This is a genomic window from Brachybacterium sp. GCM10030267 (assembly GCF_042666875.1).
Classification (GTDB): domain Bacteria; phylum Actinomycetota; class Actinomycetes; order Actinomycetales; family Dermabacteraceae; genus Brachybacterium.
The window spans coordinates 242526-256551 of the sequence record NZ_JBHTCX010000002.1; the positions used below are offsets into that span (position 1 = coordinate 242526).

The following is a 14026-nucleotide window of genomic DNA, read 5'->3' on the forward strand; positions in this document are numbered from 1 at the left end:
CGGGAGCCGGCAGCCGACGGTGGGGGCCGTCGGGGCCGGCGGGGGCCGCAGCTTCATAGATCCCGGGCCGGCCCTCGGCCAGCTTCAGGCAGAGGAGACGGCCGTCCGCGGGGAGCGGGAAGCGGCCCGTCGGGCCCGCACCCGGTGCGGCCCGGCCTGTCGGTGCCGCCGGCGTTCCGGATTGATGGTGCGGCGGACCGTGCTTCCGCGCGAGGATGAGCAGATGGCCCATGACGAAACGCTCGTGATCGGTGTCGATATCGGGTCGATCCGTAGGCCGGGCGGCTTCGCCTGGGCCGACGCGTCCGGCGATGCCCATGGCACCGACGACCCGTCGGAGCTTGCGGCATACATGGGAGCTGCTCTCCGGAATGGGAGGCGCGTCGCGCTCGCGATCGAATCGCCGCTGTCGGTGCCGATTCCTTCCGTCTCCGGTGACGGATGGCACGACCTTGGCCGCGCCCGCACCGGCGAGGGCAATCGTTCCTGGAGCGCCGGTGCCGGCTCCGGCTCGCTTGCCACCGGGCTGGCGCAGCTGACGTGGCTGCTCTCCCATGTCGCGGCGACAGCGTCACGGGCCGTCGCCGCAACCGTCCTGCTCGAGCGGTTCCGGGACGGCGATGCGGACCTTCTGATCACCGAAGCGATGGTCACCGGGGAAGGGAAGCCCGAGCCGGTCGACGACCTCGGCAACCATCGTGGCCAGGACCTCGCTGACGCCGTCGCAGCAGCTCGTCGCCTCGAGGAGATCCTCCGGCGTCCGTCCGCCGCCGACGAGTTCACCGTCGTATGCGCTCCGGCGGAGTCCTTCAACCTCGCCGCAGCCGCAGCTCTTCGGGCACAGCTCGACATCGCAGTGTCCGAACTCGCCGCAGAGGTCGTCATCGCCCGTGTCCTCCCTGTCGGCCCTCCGTCGTGATACTCCGCCGACGTCGAGTTCTGGAACACTGGTGAGCATCCGCTCCGTCGCCGTTCGGCGGCTACCCGATATGTGAGGTCACCGATGTCCATGCAGTACAGAACCCCGTCTCGCCTCGGCCGCCCGCTGTCCGTCATCGGCCAGGGCTGCTGGCAGATCGGCGCCGACTGGGGCGACGTCTCCGACGACTCCGCGAACGCGGTGCTCGAGGCCGCCCTCCAGGCCGGCGTGACGTTCTTCGACACCGCCGACGTCTACGGCGACGGCCGCAGCGAGCGCCTGGTGGGCGGTCTGCCCGAGCGGGCCGCGGCGCTCGCCGGAGAGGCCGGGTCCTCGTCGGCCCCGCTGTTCATCGCCACCAAGGCCTCGCGCCGCGCCGATCCCTTCGCGCCGGAGTCCTTCACCGAGGAGAACCTGCGCTCCTGGATCGAGCGCTCCCGGCAGAACCTCGCCACCGACACCATCGACCTCGCCCAGTTGCACTGCCCGCCGCCGGAGATCTACCGCGACGACCGCGTGTTCGACGTGCTGGATGCGCTGGTCGGCGAGAAGAAGATCGCCGCCTGGGGCGTCAGCGTCGAGACCTGCGAGGAGGCGCTGATCAGCCTCGAGCGCGAGCACCTCGCCTCGATCCAGATCATCCTGAACCCCTTCCGCCTCAAGCCCCTGGACGAGGTGGTGCCCACTGCTCGCGAGAAGGGCGTGGCCATCATCGCCCGGGTGCCGCTGGCCTCGGGTCTGCTGACGGGGAAGTTCTCCCCGTCGACCACCTTCGCCGGCAACGATCACCGCAGCTTCAACCGTCACGGCGAGGCCTTCGACCAGGGCGAGACGTTCTCCGGTGTCGAGTACGAGACCGGCCTCGAGGCCGTCGCCCGCCTGGAGCAGGCGCTGGACGGCGCGATGCCCCTGCCCGAGGCGACGCTGCGCTGGATCACCGGCCAGGACGGCGTGACCGCCGCGATCCCCGGTGCCAGCACCGGTGAGCAGGCCCGGCGCAACGCCGCGGCCGGCAGCGAGCCGACCGCGGAGCAGGCCGACGTGCTCGAGCGCTTCGACACGGCCGTCCGCGAGACCTACGAGGAGCTGCTGCGGGAGTCCATCCACCCGCGGTGGTGACGCCGCGCGCGTCCCGTCTGCGGTTCTGGTGAGACCTGGACCGCGGGGGCGCGGAACCCTGAGCAGGTCACGGTTCAGCACCGTTCCTGACAACTTCCTTGAGGTGAGCCGTGCGAACCGATTCGGTCTACCCCATGACTCACATCACACGACGAATCGCTCTCGGTGCACTGACCGCCCTTCCCCTCATCTCCGTGCCGGTTGCCGCCCATGCGGTGGGCAACGGGCCGGAGTGGGGCGGGAACGGCAACATCACCACTGCCCACCTGTCCACGTACGAGGATGTCGCCTCGTTCCTGGAGGCGCAGGCCGCCAAGCAGCCGGCGATGGAACTGACGGTCATCGGTCAGTCGCTGAAGGGGCGGGACCTCTACCTGGCCTCATGGGTCAGCGATCCCGACAATCCGACGGTCCTCTATCTCACGCAGCAGCATGGCAACGAGCAGCTCACGACGGAGGGCGCGCTCGAGTTCATCAAGCACCTCGGCACGGGGCGCAACCGTGACGTGCTCGAGGGGGTCAATGTCCTCGTGGTCCCGATGCTCAACCCGGATGGGGCGATGGGCGACGTCGACTTCTCTCTCGAGGACTACATCGCCCACGGGGACCGACACCTCACGCGGTACAACGCTGCCGAGGTCGACCTCAATCGCGATCATGTCGACCGGCTCCAGCCGGAGACGCAAGCGCTGCACGACAACGTGCTCGGCGCGTTCGACGTCGATTACATGATCGACCTGCACCACCAGGGTGCGTACAGCGCCATCGGGGAGGAGTGGGTATCCGGTTCGATCCTCTACCCGACCACCCCCAACGTCGCGCCCGAACTCGTCGAACGCTCCAAGCAGCTCGGCGGAGTCGTCTACGACTCCGTCGAGGCGAAGGGGTGGGGACTGATCGGCAAGTACAACGGCGGCAGCGCCGAGACCATCAGCCGAAATGGTCTGGCAGTCGAGTACGGCATCGCGACGTTGCTGTTCGAGATGCGTGGCATGTCCGATCATTCATACGAGGACTATGTCCTCGGGGCGCGCAGCAGCGGATACCTGATCCGACAGACCGTGACCACACTCGAGGAGACGGCGCGCGCCATCGCCGACGGGTCGATCGAGACCGTGGACACCTCGTTCTGGGACACGCTTCCCACGCAGAGCACGTACAACCCCGACGAGTGATCGACGGGTATTCCGAGGGCGGCGCGCTGAGGCCGACCCCAGCGCGCCGCCTCCGGCAGCGCTACGCTCGAGGCACACGCCGTCTCGAGGAGCGCCCATGCGACGAAGCATCATCAATGATCCCGACGACCTCATCCCGCAGGCCCTCGAAGGTCTCGTCCTCAGCCACCCCACCCTGCTGGAGCTGAACGCAGAGCACCGTTTCCTCACCCGCAAGCAGCCCGCCCGCGACAAGGTCGGTCTGGTCTCCGGCGGCGGCTCCGGCCACGAACCGCTGCACGCCGGGTTCGTGGGCACCGGCATGCTCGATGTCGCCGTGGCGGGCGCCGTGTTCGCCAGTCCCACCGCACTGCAGGTCCTGGAGGCCACCAAGGCGGCCGACTCCGGCCGCGGCGTCGTCCAGATCGTCAAGAACTACACCGGCGACGTGCTGAACTTCCGCATCGCCGGGGAGATCACCGGGGACGACGCGATCGAGACGGAGATGGTGCTGGTCGACGACGATCTCGCCACCGACACCGAGGACGACGAGGGGCCCGGCCGGCGCGGTACGGCCGCCACCGTCATCGTCGAGAAGGTGTGCGGAGCCGCCGCCGAGGCCGGAGCCTCCCTGCAGGAGGTCGCCGAGATCGGTCGCCGCGCCGCCGCGTCGGCCCGCACCATGAGCCTCGCGCTGACCGCCGGCACCCACCCCGGCGACGGCCAGCCGCAGTTCGAGCTCGAGGCCGACGAGATCGAGCTCGGCGTCGGCATCCATGGCGAGCGGGCCGCACAGCGCGCGTCCTTCGCCGACGCCGACGGGCTGACGGACCTGCTGCTGGACCCCCTGCTCGAGGAGCTGGGCCTGGCCCGCGGCGACGAGGTGATCGCCATCGTCAACAGCCTCGGCTCGACCTACCCGCTCGAGCTCAACGTGGTCGCCCGTGCCCTGCACCACCGCCTCGGCGACGCCGGCATCGAGATCAGCCGCTCCCTCGTCGGCCCGTACGTGACCAGCCTGGACATGCACGGCGTCTCGATCACGCTGATGCCGCTGGATGACCAGCTGCGGAGCCTGTGGGACGCCCCGGTCCGCACCCCCGCACTGACCTGGTGAACCCCGACCCCGCACACACTGACCCGGTATGCCCTGACCTGGCAAGGAGCACCGACATGACCGCCACGACCAGCAGCGAACCCCTGGGCGACGACTTCGGGCGTCAGAGCGTCACGCTCGTGCGAGACACCCTCACCGCCGCCGCCGACGCCCTCGGCGACCTCGACCGCCGCGCCGGCGACGGCGACTTCGGCACCAACGTCCGCACCGCCATGAAGCTCCTGGACGCGAACATCGACGCGGAGGGCCCCGGCACCTATCGCGAGTGGTTCACCGCGCTGTACATGGCGTGGCTCGGTGTGGGAGGGACCAGCGGGCCCCTGTTCGGCATGTTCTTCCGCGACCTCGCCAAGGCCGGCGCGGACGGTGGCACCGGAGACGGCGCGGACCGCGGGACCGGAGACAGTGGCGCCGACGGGCTGACCCCCACGCTCGCCCAGTTCGCCGAGGCGCTCGCCGCAGGCCAGGCCACCGTGCAGAAGTACGGCGAGGCCAAGGTCGGCGACAAGACCATGGTCGACGCGCTCGACCCGGCCGTGGGAGCCCTGCGCGAGGCCGTCCAGGCCGGCAAGAGTCCCGCCGAAGCACTCGCCGCCGCCGAGCAGGCCGGCCTCGAAGGAGTCCGCTCCACCGCGGAGACCACTGCCCGTCGCGGGCGCGCCAGCTACGTGGGCGACGCCTCCAAGGGCGTCATCGACCCCGGCGCCGCCGCCATGGTGCTGGTCATCGGCGCCGCCCGTGCGGCTGCGGCGGGGGAGTCCTCGGTGGATATCAGCTGGATCCGCTGACCGGACCCCGGCTCCCGGGAGAGCCCGGCATGCCGGAGATGGCTGGCACGAACTTGTCGCTGAGCGGCGTGTGACCCCCGTGAGAGCAGGGCAGATGCCGCTCAGCTACATGTTCTTGCCGGAGGGCCGCGTGACCCGCCATCGCACTGCCCAGAGTTACCCCGGTGCCGCCCGGCGCTGGTAGGTTCACCGACCATGCCCGACCTCGCCGCGCTGCTGCCCACCCTCAGCGTCGCCTCGTGGCTGCTGGTGTGCGCCGGCGCCCTCGTGGTGGGCTTCTCCAAGACGGCCCTTCCCGGCGCCGGAACGATCGCCGTCGGACTGTTCGCCCTGGCCATGCCCGCCAAGGAATCCACGGCGGCGTTGCTGCTGATCCTGATCGTCGGCGACGCGACGGCGCTGTGGGTCTATCGGCGAGAGCCCGATGTGCGCACTCTGGTGCGGCTGATCCCCAGCGTCCTGGTCGGCGTCGTGGCCGGCACGATCTTCTTCGCCACGGTCGGTGGGGAGGCCGTGCGGGGCACGATCGGCATGATCCTGCTGGCATTGGTGGCGGTGACCGTCTGGCGTCGCCGCGTCGCTCAGCTCGAGAAGGCGGCCGACGGAGCGAGCGCGGGCACCTCGAGTGCCGACACCTCGAGCGCCCTGCCTGCCACCCGGGCCGCCGCCGCACAGCAGGCTCCGCGTTCGAGTGCACGCACCGCGCTGAGCCGCGCCGGGTACGGGCTGCTCGGCGGATTCACCACGATGGTCGCCAACGCCGGGGGACCGGTGATGTCGATGTACTTCTACGCCATGCGCATGCCGGTGCTGACCTTCCTGGGCACCGCGGCCTGGTTCTTCGCCATCGTCAACGTGCTCAAGCTGCCCTTCTCCGCCGGGCTCGGCCTGATCACGCGGGAGACCCTGGTGACGGACGCGCTCCTCATCCCACTGGTCCTGCTGGGCGCACTGGGCGGCGCGAAACTGGCCCGGCGCATTCCCCAGGGCGTGTTCGAGAACGCCGTCCTGGTGCTCACGGTCGCCTCGGCGATCGGACTGCTGCTCGTGTGATGCGCGGGGCAGCCGCGCGAGCGGCCCGGCGTGCTCAGGATGAGGCAGCGCGGGCGCTCGCAGCCCAGTGGCCCATCTCCTGCAGCGCGGTGAGCATCTCCGGGGGCTCGATCACCTCCACCGGCGCCCCCAGCTGCGCCAGGCGCGCGACGAGCCACCGCAGGTCGTCGGCCCCCGCCCGCAGGATGCAGGCGTTCTCCCCGTCCGGGGTGATGGTCGCGGTGCGAGCGGGGACCCGCGGGGCGATCTCCTCGTAGGGGCGCAGCAGCCGGACCGTCACCCAGGTCTCGTACCCGCCGACGGTGATGGACTCACGGACGGTGCGCTCGATGTCCGGCGTCGGCCGTGGGGTGATCGGGAAGGTGCTGGGGTGGACATCGTGCATCCGGTCCAGCCGGAAGGTGCGCCAGTCCTCGCGATCGAGGTCCCAGGCGAACAGGTACCAGTGGGCGTCCACGGTCAGCACGCGATGCGGTTCGATGCGTCGTTCGGCGCGCTGACCGTCGGCGCGTTCGTAGTCCACCCGCACGCGCGTGCCGTCGCGGACCGCCGTGGCCAGGGTCAGCAGCACCTCCGACCGGGCGCCCGGGACAGGCCGGGCGACAACCCCCATCGCATCGGCGATCGCCGAGACCCCGGTGCGGACCTCCGGCGGCAGGATCCGATCCAGCGCGGCCAGGGCACGCAGCGCCTCGGCGTCCAGTCCCTCGATGCCGGAGGTCGCCGCCAGGCGCAGCCCGACGGCCACAGCCACCGCCTCGTGCGCCCCCAGCAGCAGCGGCGGCAGCTCCCGGCCCGCGCCGAGCTGATACCCGCCGCCATGCCCGGCCGACGTCAGCACCGGGTAGCCCATCTCCCGCAGGCGATCGACGTCACGGCGCACCGTGCGCACCGTGACCTCGAGCCGCTCGGCGAGCTCGGGTCCGGTCCACACGGTGCGGGACTGCAGCAGTGCCAGCAGCTGCAGGGCTCTCCTCGTCACGTCGCTCATGGGCACAGTCTGCCTCTCTTCGAGGACAGAATCTGTCCGCGCAGCCCCGCAGAGTGGATCCCGACCGCATCGACCAGCGGGCCGACGAGCAGCAAGGGGAGAGCACGATGCCGTTCCTGACCCGAGACATCACCACCGAGCGCGAGGGCCTCGCCGTCTTCGCGCAGCAGCAGATCCGACAGGTCGCGACCACCCTCCAGGGACTGGACCGCGACCAGCTCACCGCGCATCCCACCGCCTCCGAGCTGAGCCTCGCGGTTCTCGCCCGCCACGTCCTCGAGGTCGCCGGCGCCTTCGTGGCTCAGGTCCAGGACGCCACGGCCCGCTCGCACTCGGCGCAGGCAACCTCCGATGGCTCGCCGCCCACCGCGAGGTCCGAACACTCCGAGGCGCTCAGCGGGGGAGGGATGAGCGAGGCGCGCGGCGAGGACACAGCGGACTCACTGCGCGAGGCGCTGGAGACGGTGGCGGCGCGACTGGCGGTCTCTCTCGAGGACGCCGACCTCGACGCCCCCGTCGCGGTCCCCGAGGCACCGTGGCTCAGTGGAACGGAGCAGTGGACCGTGCGCTGGATCGCTCTGCACAGCATCGAGGAGTTCGCCCGCCACGCCGGCCACGCCGACATCATCCGGGAGAGCATCGACGCCAAGATCGCCTACGAGCTCAACGCCCTGGCCGACGGGCAGCCGTGGCCGCCCCCGGGGTGGTGACCACCGGACCCGATGAGGCGCCGGCCCGGCTGACTGCGCGCCGTGAATTCGGCCAGAGTTCGAGCCCACGCAGCGCCATCACGCAGTGCCCGCCCACGAAGTGCCCCTCCACGCCGTGCCCGCTCACGAAGTGCCCACTCACTCAGCCCGCATCCACATCAAGGAGATGACCACCATGGCCCCCACCACCGATCCCCACGAGACCATAGGTTCCCGCGAGACCACCGAGCAGCCGGCCGGCATCGGCGGCGACCTCGCCACCGTGCTGTTCGACCAGATCGACCACCACGTGCGCGAGTACGTGCGGCCCCGCCTGGAGGGTTTGACCGACGAGGAGTACTTCTTCGATCCCACGCCCGACGGCAGCGCCTGGAGCGTCCATCCCCGCACTCCCCCGGGGCAGACGCCGCCGGCGGCCCTCCAGGGTGGCGCCGGCGACATGGTCATCGACTTCGAGTTCCCCGAACCGGACCCGGCACCGATGACCACCATCGCCTGGCGGTTCGGGCACATCATCGTCGGCATCCTGGCCGCGCGCAGTGCGTCCCACCTGGGCGGGCCCGCGGCGGACTACATGAGCTGGACGTACGCGGCCACGGCCCACGACGCCCTCGCCCAGTTCGACGCGGAGTACGAGCGGTGGCTGACCGGCGTCCGCGCTTGGGGCGAGGCGGACCTGCAGGTCGCCGCAGGAGAGGCCGAGGGCCCGTGGGCCGCGTACTCCCGTGCCACGCTCGTCGCCCACATCAACCGCGAGCTCATCCACCACCTGGCCGAGATCGCCCTGCTGCGTGACCTGTGGGCGCACCGGGGGTGAGCCCGGTCAGCGCACTGGCCGCGGACGGCGCGGCCAGCGCGCCACGAGCAGATGCAGGGGGAGGGTCACCGCCAGCACCGCCGCCGCGAGCAACGGCAGGCGGCTCGGATCGAGGCCGCCGGCAAGGGCCAGTCCACCGGCTCCGCCCCCGAGGGCGTTGCCGAGCGAGATGGCGCTGGCGTTCAGCGCCATGACCACGGAGGCGGATGCCGGTGCCATCGCGGCCAGCCGCGCCTGCTGCGGGACGGCGTGGCCCCCGTTGCCGATGCCGGCGAGGACGAACCACACGACGCTGAGCACGGCCACGGCCGCCGGCGCCGCCAGGGCGAGGGAGAGCGCTCCGAACAGCGCATTGACCAGCAGGCCCGCCAGGATCAGCGTGAGCACGCGCACCGGGGAGAAACGGTCCGCGAGCCGCCCCGTCACGGCATTGCCGCTCATGCTCGCCACCCCGTAGGCGCACATCAGCACGATCATCATCCACGGCGCCGAGTGCGTGGGCCCGAGGATCAGCACCGCATAGGTGAAGCAGATGTAGCTCGCGCACAGCACACCGGTCGAGACCAGCAGCCCCGCCACCAGCCGGGGCTGCGCGAGGGGCCGCAGCCGCGCACGCAGACTCGAGGAGGGATACCGCAGGTGGGGCAGGCGGAGAGCGATCCCCACCAGCGCCGCCGCCCCCACCGCGGAGACCAGGATCAGGGGCAGGCGCCAGCTGCTCTGACCGAGGATCAGGCCGACGGGGACCCCCAGCGCCGTGGCCGTCATCCACCCACCCAGCACGAACGACAGCGCCCGCCCGCGATGCCGCTCCGGCACCAGATGCACGACGTAGCCGGTCACCGCCGCGCCCAGCAGGCACCCGCCCAGCGCCGCGACGACCCGGCCGCTGAGAGCCATCGCGTAGGTCGGGGCGATCGCCGTGAGGAGGTTGCCGGCGATGAACGTGGCCAGCGCTGCCAGGATCGTGCGGCGCTGCTCCCAGCCGCTGGTGAGGGCACCGAGGATCGGCCCGGCGACCGCTGAGGTGAGGGCGAAGACCGCCACCAGCTGCCCGGCCAGCGCAGCGGTGACGTCGAGGTCGGCGGCGATGTCCGGCAGCAGCCCGGCCAGCACATAGCCGTCGATACCGGTGGTGAAGGTGGCCACCGCGAGCCAGATCAGCGTGCGGTACGGGACGCGGCTGGGCGCGGTGGCCTGGGCGTCGACAGTGCCGGAGGTGTTCACAGGACCGTGGGGTTCCTTCGCTCGGACGGGCCGCACGGCCACGCAACGGTGCCTGCGAGCTTACCCCGGGGCACGCCGGCTCTCAGCGCTGCTGGCCGCCGGGCTCCATGAAAGTCTGCAGGGCGAGCACGGCGGCGCCGACCGCCCCGGGATGCGGCTGGACCTGGGAGACCGCCACGTCCAACGGGATCCCGGTCGCGTGCGAGCGTTCCGCGAGGTAGCGGCCAGCGGTCGCGTGCAGCAGTCCCGGTGCGGCCTGGATACCGGCGCCCGAGAAGACCACCGCCCGGATGCCGACCGCGCTGGTGATGGTCCAGGTCGCTCGGGCCAGTGCGGTGAAGGCATCGTCGAGGACGCTCAGTGCTCGGGGATCCCCGCGCGTGGCGGCCAAGGCGATCCGCACGACGTCACTGGTCAGGGCGGGACCGGCCAGCCCGTCGTCCTCGGCCGCGGCGTCCCGGATGGCCCCGGGAGAGGCATAGCGCGTCAGGCAGCCGGCGGCCCCGCACGAGCACGGCGGTCCGTGCGGATCGACGCAGACGTGCTCGAGCGTCGCGCCCGGGGCGCTCTGCAGCGGCTGGCCGTCCCGCAGGATCGTCAGCCCGAGACGGTCGTCCATGTGCACCGTCGCCGTCATCCCGTGCTCCGGCTGCTCCCCGCTCCAGAAGCTGCCCAGCGCGGCACAGGTGGACGCGTCGGCGCTGGTGGTGGGGAACGCGAGGTCGCCGGTGACGGCCGCGAGCAGCTCCTCGCCGCGACCGTCGGCCCGCACCGGGGTGGCGAAGCCGATGCCGGTGGTCGAGTGCGGATCCCGGTCCGGTTCCATCGTCTCCAAGGCGTCGCGCAGCACGGCCGAGACCGCGGCGGGGGAGGCGTCGGGGGCCAAGGGCAGCACCACGCGGGAGCGGAGTGCCCCGGTCATGTCCACGCCGACCATCGAGAGGCGGTCGGCCTCGATGGTGCAGCCGATGGCGCGCCGTGCCCGGTTGTTCAGCCGCAGCAGTGAGGCCCGCTTGCCACCGTTGGAGCGGGCCAGGCCGGTCTCGACCAGGAGGCCGGCGGCCATCAGGCGTTTGACGGCGTAGGTGACGGTGGCGGGGGTGACCCCGAGCTCGCGGGCGATCTCCACCCGGGTGGTCTCCGTGCGGCGGCGGACCATCTCGAGGATCGCGGCATCGGTCGAGGACGCTCGGCGCTCGCCGGTGGCAGTCATGGTGCACCCCCTGATGCGGGTCCGTGCCGGGCCCGGGACGTGCCCGGCTCCGCGGTGTCCTCGTGATTCTCCGGGATCGTCGTGACCGTTTCGTTGCCTGTGTGAGCCACGACATCCCTTGACGGATGGTCGGCCGCTCCGGAGACTACTCCTACTTCATTAAACAGATGAAGGAAGTTCCCCAGTGAACGACTCATCACGCGACGATGCGTGACCAAGGAGAGCAACGATGCACCTCAGTCGTCGAGATCTGTACAAGCTTGCCGCCGTCAGCGGCACCGGCACCGTCGCGCTGGCCTCGTGCGCCCCGACCTCCAATCTCGAAGAGAGCGAGGAAGGGCGCCCGACCATCACGGTCCTCACCGGGGCCGGGGAGATCAGCCGCAACCTCAACCCCCACTCGCCCTCGGTCATCTCCCTGGTCCAGGGACCGATCTTCGAGCCGCTGTTCTACTACGACCCGCTGAAGGCCATCGACGTCGAACCCAAGCCGCTGCTGGGGGAGAGCTTCGAGTGGAACGAGGACGGCACGCAGCTGACCGTGGCGATCCGCCAAGGGGTGACCTGGCACGACGGTGAGGACTTCACCGCCGAGGACGTCGCCTTCACGTTCAACGCCATCCGGGACAACGAGGCGCTGAACCCGGCGGGGACCGCCCCGTCGGCCGAGGTCGTGGACGAGACGTCGGTGACCATCACCTATGACCGCCCCTCCTTCACCGAGGGTCCCAACGCGCTGGGCCGCACCTGGATCCTCCCCGAGCACCTCTTCGCCGACGTCGAGGACCTCGCGACCTATCCCAATGAGGAGCCGATCGGCACCGGGGCCTTCCGGCTCAGTGACTTCACCCCCGAGTCCTACCTGCTCACGGCCAACGACTCCTACTGGGAAGAGGGCGTTCCCGCCATCGGGGGCGTGCGCGCCCTGACCCAGTCCGGGAACCAGGTCGCCACCGACAAGTGGCTCGCCGGCGAGATCGACTACATGTCCACCGCGATCCCGGACATCGACGCCCACGTCGAGGACAACCCCGACCTCAGCTACACCAACACCCCCACCTCCCAGGCCGCACTGTTCGCCGCCTGCAACCCCGACCTGGGGTGCGAGGGACCGCAGACCGACGTCGCCGTGCGCCAGGCCCTGTACTACGGCGTGGACCGCGAGCAGCTGTCCGCGCTGGCGTTCTTCGGCCTCGGCAGCGACATCTCGCCCGCCTTCGCCTTGCCCGAGCGCGACGCCGAGTTCATCGACCCCTCGATCGAGCTCGCGCCCTGGAACGCCCAGCCCGACGAGGCCCGGCGCGTGCTCGAGGACGCCGGCTACACCGAAGGGTCCGACGGGATCTACGAGAAGGACGGGGTGCGCGTGTCCATGACCGCCTCCTGCCCCTCGGGCTGGTCCGACTTCGTGACCGCGCTGGACACCCTCGCCCAGCAGTACAAGGAGGTGGGCATCGAGCTCATCCCGCAGCAGGTCTCGGTCAACGAGTGGAACGACTCCAAGGCCAAGGGCACCTTCCAGCTGGTCATCGACTCCGTCGGCCAGGGACCCGCGCCCGATCCGTACTACCCCTATCGCACGCACTTCTCCACCGAGAGCACCGTCCCGGTCGGGGAGAACGGCAACCCGTACCAGAACATCACTCGCTTCTCGGACCAGGCGCTCGACGACGCCCTGGAGGCCGCCTCCGGCACCGACGATGTCGAGGAGAAGAAACAGCAGTACTTCACCGTGCAGCAGCGCCTGGTGGAGCAGATGCCCGCGATCCCGCTGCTGATCGGCTCGAGCCTGACGGAGTACAACAACTCGCGAGTGACCGGCTGGCCGACCCAGGAGGACCCGTACGTGTACCCGATGGCGTGGTCCGCCCCGGACAACGCCGAGGTGCTGAAGACGGTCACCCCGGTCCAGGGCTGAGGGCACTTGCATGCATCTGGTGCGCAAACTCGGCTTCTACCTGGTCGCGCTGTGGGCGGCCGTGACGCTGAACTTCCTCATCCCCCGGATGCTGCCCGGCAGCCCGGTCGACGCCGTCCTGGCCAAGCTCTCCCTGCGCGGTCCCGTCCAGCCGGAGACCCGCCAGGCCATCGAGGTGATGCTCGGGGCCGACGACAGCGGCAACCTGGTCCAGGAGTACGTCGAATACATCGGGCGGCTGCTGAGCGGGAACCTCGGGGTCTCGGTGACCTACTTCCCCACCCCCGTGGGGCAGGTGATCGGCCACTCCCTGCCGTGGACGCTGGTGCTGGTGGGACTGGCCACGGCCATCACGTTCGTCATCGGCGTCTCGCTCGGCATGATCGCCGGCTGGCGCCGGGGGACGTGGCTGGACTCCCTGATCCCCTCGACCACGGTCATGCAGGCGGTCCCGTACTTCTGGCTCGCGCTGCTGTTCGTGTACGTGTTCTCGGTGAACCTGGGCTGGTTCCCCGTCTCCGGCGGCTACGACGTCACCCTGGTGCGTCCGGCCGTCGACTACCCGTTCATCTCCAACGCGATCTACCACGGCTTCCTGCCGGCGCTGACGATCGTGCTGTCCTCGCTCGGCGGCTGGCTGCTGGGGATGCGCAACATGATGGTCTCCACCCTCAGCGAGGACTACATCCTCACCGCCGAGGCGAAGGGGCTGGCCCCGCGTCGGGTGATGCTGATGTACGCCGCCCGCAACGCGGTGCTGCCCAGCGTCTCGGGCTTCGCGATCTCGCTCGGCTTCGTCGTCTCCGGCTCGATCGTGGTGGAGACGGTGTTCTCCTACCCCGGCATCGGTTACACGATGCTGCAGGCCGTCCACAACAACGACTACGCGCTCATGCAGGGCCTGTTCCTCATCATCACGGTCTCCGTGCTGGCGACGAACCTGGCGGTGGACCTGCTCTACGGCGTGATCGACCCGCGGACCCGGGTCCGCGGCTGAGGA

13 protein-coding genes are annotated in these 14026 nt (G+C 70.7%); 10 read left to right on the top strand and 3 right to left on the bottom strand.

Annotation, left to right across the window (positions count from 1 at the left end; genetic code table 11):
- Positions 1 to 223: 223 nt before the first annotated feature.
- The 6 genes from ACFQS2_RS01515 (at position 224) to ACFQS2_RS01540 (ending at position 6150) form a co-directional block, all read left to right on the top strand.
- Positions 224 to 919, top strand: coding sequence for a hypothetical protein (locus tag ACFQS2_RS01515; protein ID WP_377792469.1), 696 nt, complete (start codon positions 224 to 226; stop codon positions 917 to 919).
- Between the two features lie 90 nt (positions 920 to 1009).
- Positions 1010 to 2038, top strand: a complete 1029-nt coding sequence (locus ACFQS2_RS01520) for an aldo/keto reductase (protein WP_377792470.1) — start codon at positions 1010 to 1012, stop codon at positions 2036 to 2038.
- A gap of 134 nt (positions 2039 to 2172) precedes the next feature.
- Positions 2173 to 3213 carry a M14 family zinc carboxypeptidase gene (locus ACFQS2_RS01525; protein WP_377792471.1) on the top strand — a complete coding sequence of 347 codons (1041 nt, stop codon included), beginning with the start codon at positions 2173 to 2175 and terminating at the stop codon, positions 3211 to 3213.
- A 97-nt stretch (positions 3214 to 3310) separates the two neighbouring features.
- Positions 3311 to 4309, top strand: a complete 999-nt coding sequence (locus ACFQS2_RS01530) for a dihydroxyacetone kinase subunit DhaK (protein ID WP_377792472.1) — start codon at positions 3311 to 3313, stop codon at positions 4307 to 4309.
- A gap of 56 nt (positions 4310 to 4365) precedes the next feature.
- Positions 4366 to 5097, top strand: a complete 732-nt coding sequence (locus ACFQS2_RS01535) for a DAK2 domain-containing protein (protein WP_377792473.1) — start codon at positions 4366 to 4368, stop codon at positions 5095 to 5097.
- 195 nt (positions 5098 to 5292) lie between these two features.
- Positions 5293 to 6150 carry a sulfite exporter TauE/SafE family protein gene (locus ACFQS2_RS01540; RefSeq protein WP_377792474.1) on the top strand — a complete coding sequence of 286 codons (858 nt, stop codon included), beginning with the start codon at positions 5293 to 5295 and terminating at the stop codon, positions 6148 to 6150.
- Between the two features lie 34 nt (positions 6151 to 6184).
- Here ACFQS2_RS01540 and ACFQS2_RS01545 read toward each other — a convergent pair whose 3' ends face one another.
- Positions 6185 to 7141, bottom strand: coding sequence for a helix-turn-helix transcriptional regulator (locus ACFQS2_RS01545; protein WP_377792475.1), 957 nt, complete (start codon positions 7139 to 7141; stop codon positions 6185 to 6187).
- Between the two features lie 53 nt (positions 7142 to 7194).
- On the opposite strand from ACFQS2_RS01545, the gene ACFQS2_RS01550 reads away from it, so the two are divergent.
- Both ACFQS2_RS01550 and ACFQS2_RS01555 read left to right on the top strand, forming a co-directional pair.
- Positions 7195 to 7851 carry a DUF664 domain-containing protein gene (locus ACFQS2_RS01550; RefSeq protein ID WP_377792476.1) on the top strand — a complete coding sequence of 219 codons (657 nt, stop codon included), beginning with the start codon at positions 7195 to 7197 and terminating at the stop codon, positions 7849 to 7851.
- A 166-nt stretch (positions 7852 to 8017) separates the two neighbouring features.
- Positions 8018 to 8668 (top strand): DinB family protein, encoded by a 651-nt coding sequence (locus ACFQS2_RS01555; RefSeq protein WP_377792477.1) that lies wholly within the window; start codon positions 8018 to 8020, stop codon positions 8666 to 8668.
- A gap of 6 nt (positions 8669 to 8674) precedes the next feature.
- Here the strand turns inward: ACFQS2_RS01555 and ACFQS2_RS01560 are convergent, their stop codons facing one another.
- Together ACFQS2_RS01560 and ACFQS2_RS01565 are read right to left on the bottom strand one after the other, a co-directional pair.
- Positions 8675 to 9895 carry an MFS transporter gene (locus ACFQS2_RS01560; RefSeq protein ID WP_377792478.1) on the bottom strand — a complete coding sequence of 407 codons (1221 nt, stop codon included), beginning with the start codon at positions 9893 to 9895 and terminating at the stop codon, positions 8675 to 8677.
- Positions 9896 to 9977: 82 nt separating this feature from the next.
- Entirely contained in the window at positions 9978 to 11108 is a 1131-nt protein-coding gene (locus ACFQS2_RS01565) for an ROK family protein (protein WP_377792479.1), read from the bottom strand.
- A gap of 229 nt (positions 11109 to 11337) precedes the next feature.
- On the opposite strand from ACFQS2_RS01565, the gene ACFQS2_RS01570 reads away from it, so the two are divergent.
- Together ACFQS2_RS01570 and ACFQS2_RS01575 are read left to right on the top strand one after the other, a co-directional pair.
- Positions 11338 to 13026, top strand: a complete 1689-nt coding sequence (locus tag ACFQS2_RS01570) for an ABC transporter substrate-binding protein (protein WP_377792480.1) — start codon at positions 11338 to 11340, stop codon at positions 13024 to 13026.
- A 10-nt stretch (positions 13027 to 13036) separates the two neighbouring features.
- Positions 13037 to 14023 (top strand): ABC transporter permease, encoded by a 987-nt coding sequence (locus ACFQS2_RS01575; protein ID WP_377018621.1) that lies wholly within the window; start codon positions 13037 to 13039, stop codon positions 14021 to 14023.
- Positions 14024 to 14026: the final 3 nt, after the last annotated feature.

Excerpts from the sequence above, each read along its gene's own strand:
- ACFQS2_RS01545 (WP_377792475.1), bottom strand. The coding sequence starts at position 7,141 with ATGAGCGACGTGACGAGGAGAGCCCTGCAGCTGCTGGCACTGCTGCAG.
- ACFQS2_RS01535 (WP_377792473.1), top strand. The coding sequence starts at position 4,366 with ATGACCGCCACGACCAGCAGCGAACCCCTGGGCGACGACTTCGGGCGT.
- ACFQS2_RS01575 (WP_377018621.1), top strand. The coding sequence starts at position 13,037 with ATGCATCTGGTGCGCAAACTCGGCTTCTACCTGGTCGCGCTGTGGGCG.
- ACFQS2_RS01555 (WP_377792477.1), top strand. The coding sequence starts at position 8,018 with ATGACCACCATGGCCCCCACCACCGATCCCCACGAGACCATAGGTTCC.
- ACFQS2_RS01570 (WP_377792480.1), top strand. The coding sequence starts at position 11,338 with ATGCACCTCAGTCGTCGAGATCTGTACAAGCTTGCCGCCGTCAGCGGC.
- ACFQS2_RS01540 (WP_377792474.1), top strand. The coding sequence starts at position 5,293 with ATGCCCGACCTCGCCGCGCTGCTGCCCACCCTCAGCGTCGCCTCGTGG.
- ACFQS2_RS01565 (WP_377792479.1), bottom strand. The coding sequence starts at position 11,108 with ATGACTGCCACCGGCGAGCGCCGAGCGTCCTCGACCGATGCCGCGATC.
- ACFQS2_RS01515 (WP_377792469.1), top strand. The coding sequence starts at position 224 with ATGGCCCATGACGAAACGCTCGTGATCGGTGTCGATATCGGGTCGATC.
- ACFQS2_RS01530 (WP_377792472.1), top strand. The coding sequence starts at position 3,311 with ATGCGACGAAGCATCATCAATGATCCCGACGACCTCATCCCGCAGGCC.
- ACFQS2_RS01520 (WP_377792470.1), top strand. The coding sequence starts at position 1,010 with ATGCAGTACAGAACCCCGTCTCGCCTCGGCCGCCCGCTGTCCGTCATC.
- ACFQS2_RS01525 (WP_377792471.1), top strand. The coding sequence starts at position 2,173 with ATGACTCACATCACACGACGAATCGCTCTCGGTGCACTGACCGCCCTT.